A 6,483-nucleotide genomic window follows, 5' to 3' on the forward strand; every position below is an offset into this window, starting at 1 on the left:
CACTGGTCGATGCTCACACCGACGATCTGCGTATGCTGATCTCCCGTGGACTGGGCCTCGTCGGGCAGCAGGCCTTCGTTTTCAAGGCGCTCTCCGAAGCCGTGGAAGACAAGGAAAGGGCAAGAACCATTGCTCAGATCCTGACTGACGAGATCGGACGGTTCGAATTCCTGGAAGATGAATCCGACGAAAACTTTTAGTAGTGTCCGCATTTCGTGTTGGTAAGCTTCGGTTAGGCGAAAGCGGCCAATATTGCCCCTGAATTGCGGAACGGGGGGGGCAGCATGAAACCACACGACTTCCGGCGACTGATCAAGCACTTGGACGATCTCTCGCCTGCACAAGTCCAAGACGCGTCGCGCCGCATAACCGAGGTGCGGCGCAAAACCGAGGCAATCACGGAGATCGAGGCGCGAGCCCAAGCGACGAGTAAGTGTCCTCACTGCCGGCACGGCGAGCGCGAGAAATGGGGACGGACGAGGACGAACATCCAGCGTTACCGCTGCCGCGGTTGCCGAAGGACATACACCGGGCGCACGGGCTCGACGATTCAGCACCTTCATCGTCCGGATCTCTTCCTGGAAGTCGCCAAGGACATGCTGGGAGACAGGGCGCCGTCGTCCATTCGCGAGTTGTCGAGAAGCTTGAGGCGAAATAAACACACGATCTGGCGCTGGCGGATGATCATCCTGAATGCGCTGTCTGGCGCATCATCCAACAGCTTCGGAGGGATCGTAGAAGCCGACGAGACCTACCAGCGAGAGTCACGCAAGGGGTCGCGGGAATGGGTTCGACACCTGCGAAATCCGAGCCAGCATCCCAAGCCCCCGCGCCGGCGCTGGTATGAGTATGGCGAGAAGGGGATTCCGATGATGCGCGGCCTGTCTCGCTGGCAGCTGCCCATCCTGACTGTGGCGGACCGAGGCGGCGCCCGTCGCTTCCAGCGCATTGCCGGGCGCTCTAACGGGACGATCCAGATGGCGCTGTCCCCGATCGTGGCGCGAGACGCCGTGCTATGCACTGATGGCCTCGCGGGCTATGCGGCTTTCGCGCAGTCATCCGGGATCGAGCACTTCGTCATCAAGACCAAGCCTGGACAGAAGGCCGTTTCGGCGACGCATCACATTCAGAACATCAACAGTCTTCACTCTCGCTACAAGGACTTCACCCGACCGTTCAGAGGACCGGCCTCGAAGTATCTCGGCGGGTATCTCCAATGGTTTATCGCTCGTGTCGGCAAAATCCGACCAGATGAGATCCTGCGGACCGTGTGATGCCCCACTTACCAACACGAAATGCGGATACTACTAAACTTTTCGGTATTATCGGAGCTCTTGGAGACGCATACGGACCTGGCAGCGCCGTATCTGCGCGCACAGATAGAGACTTTCCCAAATCAGATTGCAGAGGTTCTGGAGTCCGCGGTGCGATGGTCATATTTTAAGGCTCCGATGCTGATCGCACTCTTTTTGGCAGGAGATCGCATTGAACATCCGAAAATGACAGGACAGCGCGATATCTACCTCGTCAAAGTCGAACAGCTCCTTGGAAGCAATCACGGTCGACTGGCGCTGCGCGGCATAACCGGCTCTCTCGAAAACTTTCTCGCAAACCCGCGGGCCGCAGGCATGGCGATCAGCAAAATCTGAAGCCAGTCGACCAAGCACCTGACAAGGACAACAGCATGACCTACGCATCTTACTCGGACGCAAGTATCGCACTTTCAGCCATCACAGATGCCCTGGCGACACTCGGACCGTCGGAGAGCCTCCTCAAAAACAGGGGTGCTCAGGGTGCGGAGCACAGCATTCTGACCCAAACCCGGGAAGTAATGGAAGCCGCTGCGCTACAGATCTGTTCCTTGCGAACAGGTTTTGCAGAAGAGCACCACGGCACCCTCATGCAGTCCCTCAGCCCCGCCCTCGTCGCAACGCTTGCACCATTGCCACCAGGAACATTCCACTTCTCGGGCGGCCAGTGGAATACGCTTCTGAACTATATGAGCCACGATGACATCAGGCTGTTCATCTCGCGCGGCCTTGGGATCGGCGCGCGGCAAAAAGATGTCTTCACAAAACTCCACGACATGAAAGACGAAAATCGGGCCCGCATCATCGCGGATATCATTGCAAATGACATCGCCCCATACGAGTCCGCAGATGATAACAACGAACAAAGCCTGTGGGAATCGTCAGATCTCGAAGACATCGACGCAGATCTTTTTGCGCCATACCTACGGGCACAGATCGCCGCATTCCCGAACGATATTTCCGCCCGGGTTCGGTATACCGCCGAGATGAAATCCTTGTCACCGAACCTCCTCGTCATACTGTTCCTGGCAGGATTCCCGCAAGATCAGTTGCAGCTGCCAGACACGGGTCATGCTGTGCTGAGCAAGGTCATAAGGCTGCTCTCCAGCAACCATGGACGTATGGCACTTCACCGCGAGACCGGAACACTGGAAAACTACCTCGCCGACAAACAGTGCCGGCTCAATGCAATCCTGCGAATATGAAAGCAGGGGGGGGCAGTCCAAGCCGCTTACCAGACGTGTTGCAGAAAATGCTTTGGTTGGCTGAACTTTGGCAAACATTTCCTTTGAAAGACTCCCTTGGCGTAATCTCAAGATGGAGGTGTCAGTTGAAGTCCGTCGCTAAAAAAATCTGCGACAGCCGAAAAGTGGCGTTTTCCGTTCCCGATTTTCGGGACGGATGTAAGCTTTTGCTGGAACGCACAATGTGCACAGTTTGACGTTCGTCTCGACCCACGCAACGGACGTGGAAAGAAGCTTTCCTTGCCCTCGGCCAATTTCCTGAAGGGTGATGACTAATTACAATGGCGACATTTCGGGAACTACATTTCAAAAAAGACACTTATCCACATTGAAAAGAGAGAACGATGGCAAATTCAAACACGGTCAAAAGGCTCAAGAGATCAGTCTCTGGAGCTGCTCTGGTCGAATACGTTATTCTGGTCACATTGATTGGAACCACGTCAATTGCTGCCGTCTCGCAGCTAGGAAAAGCCATCGACAAGACTTACAACGATGTTACGGCCTCTATCGCCACGGCAGGCGACCCCGGGGCTGGCTCGCCAGGCGGTTCATCTGGCGGAGGAGGGCCTGGCTCCCCAGGCGGTTCATCTGGCGGAGAAGGGTCTGGTGATTTGGTGGATGCGTTCATTCCAAATCAGTCCTTCGAATTTCCGACTTGGGCGCCAGCCGGAACCGTTGTTCACACTGTCACGACTGACGGCACCGATTTTACCGCGTATTCCATGACACCTCCAGGCGCAGGCCTCATCATCGATAATAGCGGTGATATTATCGTGGTTGATCCCGCGGCATTCGGAGCTTTCGGGACGACGCGGGATTATGCGGTTGAAGGGACAACCACGGATAACCGCACTGCGTCTACGACGGTCCGGGCGACCCGCGCGGACGCCATTGACCCGAATGTCTACTGGGGTGTCGGCTTCACCTATTTGTCGGATATCCCGGGGGGAGGCTTTCAATCTGTGACTGATGACGGGTCAGTCAACAGTCAACAAATGATCGCAAATGCAAAAACGTCTTGCACTGACGGTGTCGCGGCGGGAAATGCTGAGGCTCAGATGTATGGTGAACCCGTTGTATATTCCCTTTACGAGGAGCGAGCTGACGGCTGGTATACATGCAGGGCGCTTGAGACTTGGACGATGACTGCCTTCTGGCCGGACAACACCAACGATGAGGAAAGCTACGCTGAAAGCTGGCCTCTCGACTATGTCAAAAAATATTTGGCAGGTCAGAAAGGGAGCCGGTTCAATTATAACTTCAGAGTCGTTGACGGGCCCTGCAAAATTGACGATCCTTACTCCAGTCCAGCTCCGACCTCATGTAGCTGGTAAGATCCCATTGACGACTTCGGTCGCTGCTGGGCAAATGAAACGTCTCAGCGGCAGTCACTTCTGGAGTTCAAGTTGCTGCGTCGCCTGATGTGGCTGCGCGCCACTGAACGTCGTCAAATCTTATGTAGAGAGCCAGCAAGACCCAGATGCAAGGAAGAGAGAAGCCGCGGCCCAGCCCCTAAAAGTGAAAGGGAACTCCGATACCGGGGCTGAACTCAGGGGTTTGCAGATTCTGGATGGGTGATCAAAAATCATCGAGATTTACCGTTTCCACTTCAACTGATTAGGCACGTGCCAAACTAAGCAAACCCCTACGATGAAGCTGGGACTGGCGAAGGGGCGGATTTACGATCGGGACCATGCTCGTTAATGAACGAGAAAGATCGCCGCCAAAGCGACGCGCCATATACAAAACACCTAGTAAGGAGTTTGGCTTCGGCCAAAACCCACAATATTGCTCCAATCTGACTGGCCGTGAGTTCAGGACACAAAATCGGCCAGATCCCATGTCAAAGCGACCGCCGGCCCTGCCAAGCGTGACAGAGCTGGCAGTCGTTAGAGGTGCGCATGAAAGATGAATTTATCCTCCGACCCAAGTTTGCTTTCCGTGCCATCTGCAAGGGCCTGCACGGAATTATCGGGTCACAGCGAGGCACATGCTACCTGCCCCGTTTCGCTGAAGACGATTTCGCACTCGACATGATCGTGACGGCGATGGAAAATTCCGCCCTGGATATCATGCAGCGACACCCGTCAATCATTACCGGAAACCACGATCATATCATGGCGTCCTTCAGCCGCAGATTGGTCAGCGCCCTCCCTTTCAGGGTGCCTGGACATTCAACATTCAAGCCAAAGATTTGGCGCAGGTTTTTGCGTGTCATGAACGCAGATGACATCGCCCTTTGGGCAAGTCGAGGTCTGGGCCTGCAATCCCATCAGGCCGTCGTTTTTGGCTGCCTCGAGGAGGGGCGGACCTGGAACCCGGATCAGGCCGACGAGAACGCCACAGCTCTCGCCCAGTGTATCGGTGCCCACGAATGTGACAGGAGATTCTTCGCGTCTCCCGCTTTTTTAAATCTACGCGGTGTGACTGTTGCACCCTACCTCAGAGCGCAGGTCGCCGCATTTCCCGACCTATTTGCTGAAGGCCTTCTCCTTTCTGCGATAATGGAAAGAAGCGGTTCATTTTCCGACGAAATGATGCAATCCATCCTGATGGTTCAGATGGCCGGATTGCCAGCCAGGTATTTCCAACCAGTATTTGCGCAATCGACGATCTCCAAAGCACTTTTCAGCGAAGCGACAAGCAATCATGGCCGCCTTGCCCTTTATGCTCAGCTCGGGACACTCGAGGAGTTCATATGCGATCCTGTGGTGCTGACGGCACAGCTGCGGCAGAGGTATTGCTCCGAGAAAGGTGAATGAGAGGACGAGCCGGAGGCTCAGACAACGACATCGCCCACCCCAAATACGGCATCGACACCATGTCCTGAGCAGACTTTGAAAAGGCCCTATGAGATGGAAGGCTTTGATCATATAACGCCATCCTCTCGCCTGTTCTCGCTGTGCCGCCGGATTGCAGACATCAACATCGCCACACAGGATGCCGGGACACCAGCGTTTCTTCGCGACATGGAAGACGAGGCGATCGCGATCATCCGCAACCATCCGCAGACCCGGCACTCTGTCAACGCCACCCTGTCGTCGATGAGCCGCAGGGTTGTGGCGGCCATGCCGCAAATATCTCCCGGTCACATGACCCTGCACCACACACGGTGGCGGCACCTCTTCACGCGCATGGAGCCGGACGATCTCGCGCTCTGGGCGAGCCGCGGCCTGGGCCTGATCGGCCATCAGCTCGTGGTCTCGGACTGTCTCGCCTACGATATCCCGGACCCGGTCCGGGCCGATGCTTTCGCTCACGTGCTGGCGCGCGAGATCGGCGCAAAGGAAATCGCAGTGAACGATGAGGATAACTCCTTCATCTTCTCATCCGAGATCTGCGCAATGCGCGGACCCCGCATCGCTCCCTACATGCGCGCGCAGATCGCGGCATTTCCAGATGAAGCGGATTTCGTCGCCACCACACTCACGATGGTGACGATTGATCAAAACGACGATTATCACCGCATGCTGCTGATGTATCTGGCAGGGACGCCGCCGTCGCTATTCCAGATGAAACACGCCAAATCGGAAGAATGCCGAAGGTTCATTCGTCAGATCCAGAGCCATCACGGCCGCCTTGCGATGCACGCCGTCGTGGGCACGCTCGAGACCTTCCTGAGCGACCCTGCGACCCTGACAAGGTCATGGCGCAGCAGCTGAAACGTTCAGGGTGAACGAACAACAAGAGGAAACAGGACTTTGGCCACGCTTCAGCCCACCGCGACCTACCTAGCCGAGCAAGCTGCCCTCCAGGATCGCTTTACCGCTGAGCATGCAGCTGACACTGACGCGTCATGCCTGCGCTTCGACACATCCATCTTCAAGCGCTCTGCGCGACCAGATGTCTCAATTGCCACCGAGAAACTGATCGACGCCATCTACGCATCGCCCCGCCAGGATGGGCGGGCCGCGGGCCTCTACGTCGAC

The 6,483-nt window shown here is 56.1% G+C and carries 8 protein-coding genes; all 8 read left to right on the top strand.

Annotated features, from left to right (window positions below):
- Positions 1-200, top strand: a 200-nt coding sequence (locus ACOI1H_RS22730; RefSeq protein WP_422440404.1) for a hypothetical protein, incomplete at its 5' end; no start/stop codon positions are given.
- A gap of 84 nt (positions 201-284) precedes the next feature.
- Complete coding sequence (locus ACOI1H_RS22735) at positions 285-1,274, top strand: IS1595 family transposase (RefSeq protein WP_422440405.1); 990 nt, start codon at positions 285-287, stop codon at positions 1,272-1,274.
- 177 nt (positions 1,275-1,451) lie between these two features.
- On the top strand, positions 1,452-1,649 hold the full coding sequence (locus ACOI1H_RS22740) for a hypothetical protein (protein WP_422440406.1): 198 nt from the start codon (positions 1,452-1,454) through the stop codon (positions 1,647-1,649).
- 35 nt (positions 1,650-1,684) lie between these two features.
- A complete protein-coding gene (locus ACOI1H_RS22745; protein WP_422440408.1) occupies positions 1,685-2,515 on the top strand; it encodes a hypothetical protein in 831 nt (276 codons plus the stop codon).
- Positions 2,516-2,898: 383 nt separating this feature from the next.
- The gene (locus tag ACOI1H_RS22750; protein WP_422440409.1) at positions 2,899-3,888 is read left to right on the top strand and encodes a Flp family type IVb pilin; all 990 of its coding nucleotides are present in this window, start codon (positions 2,899-2,901) and stop codon (positions 3,886-3,888) included.
- Between the two features lie 567 nt (positions 3,889-4,455).
- The gene (locus ACOI1H_RS22755) at positions 4,456-5,316 is read left to right on the top strand and encodes a hypothetical protein (protein ID WP_422440410.1); all 861 of its coding nucleotides are present in this window, start codon (positions 4,456-4,458) and stop codon (positions 5,314-5,316) included.
- Positions 5,317-5,409: 93 nt separating this feature from the next.
- Positions 5,410-6,216: a hypothetical protein gene (locus tag ACOI1H_RS22760; protein WP_422440411.1), complete on the top strand. Its 807-nt coding sequence runs from the start codon at positions 5,410-5,412 to the stop codon at positions 6,214-6,216.
- A 39-nt stretch (positions 6,217-6,255) separates the two neighbouring features.
- Positions 6,256-6,483, top strand: a 228-nt coding sequence (locus ACOI1H_RS22765) for a hypothetical protein (RefSeq protein ID WP_422440413.1), incomplete at its 3' end; no start/stop codon positions are given.

Source organism: Loktanella sp. DJP18, from assembly GCF_049310965.1.
GTDB lineage: Bacteria > Pseudomonadota > Alphaproteobacteria > Rhodobacterales > Rhodobacteraceae > Loktanella.

What these genes read in the sequence shown, in the direction of transcription:
- ACOI1H_RS22735 (WP_422440405.1), top strand. Translation starts at nt 285, where the DNA reads ATGAAACCACACGACTTCCGGCGACTGATCAAGCACTTGGACGATCTC.
- ACOI1H_RS22740 (WP_422440406.1), top strand. Translation starts at nt 1,452, where the DNA reads ATGCTGATCGCACTCTTTTTGGCAGGAGATCGCATTGAACATCCGAAA.
- ACOI1H_RS22745 (WP_422440408.1), top strand. Translation starts at nt 1,685, where the DNA reads ATGACCTACGCATCTTACTCGGACGCAAGTATCGCACTTTCAGCCATC.
- ACOI1H_RS22750 (WP_422440409.1), top strand. Translation starts at nt 2,899, where the DNA reads ATGGCAAATTCAAACACGGTCAAAAGGCTCAAGAGATCAGTCTCTGGA.
- ACOI1H_RS22755 (WP_422440410.1), top strand. Translation starts at nt 4,456, where the DNA reads ATGAAAGATGAATTTATCCTCCGACCCAAGTTTGCTTTCCGTGCCATC.
- ACOI1H_RS22760 (WP_422440411.1), top strand. Translation starts at nt 5,410, where the DNA reads ATGGAAGGCTTTGATCATATAACGCCATCCTCTCGCCTGTTCTCGCTG.